The 306-nt window shown below is 69.3% G+C and carries 1 protein-coding gene; it reads right to left on the bottom strand.

The genetic code is table 11. The features are described 5' to 3' along the window. Positions 1 to 252: DUF817 family protein (locus E5162_RS15090; protein WP_241973588.1), on the bottom strand; the 252-nt coding region annotated here is incomplete at its 3' end. Positions 253 to 306: the final 54 nt, after the last annotated feature.

Here is a 306-nt window from a genome sequence, read left to right as displayed (position 1 = left end):
GAGCGTGATGACGTCGTAGCGCGCCAGGGCTGCGTCGGCGGGATAGAAAAGGAAGCTCGCGACGAGTGCGCCCAGCATCAGCGCGCCGAACAGGCATGCCCAGCCCGGCTTGATCCCGAAGGCGAGAAATTCGAACAGCGCCAGCGTGACCGGCCCGCGCACCACCCGGTCGCGAAGAGCTTCGCGCCGGGCGTGCAGCCAGGTTTCGCGGCCGCGCAGCCTGCCGTGATGTCCGGGGTCTACTGCGCCCAACGCGGCTGGCGCTTTTCAAGGAAGGCGGACAGGCCCTCGCGGCCCTCTTCGCTG

Origin of the sequence: Marinicauda pacifica (assembly GCF_004793635.1) — a bacterium.
GTDB classification, from domain to species: domain Bacteria; phylum Pseudomonadota; class Alphaproteobacteria; order Caulobacterales; family Maricaulaceae; genus Marinicauda; species Marinicauda pacifica.
This window is presented reverse-complemented; position numbering and strand designations above follow the sequence as displayed.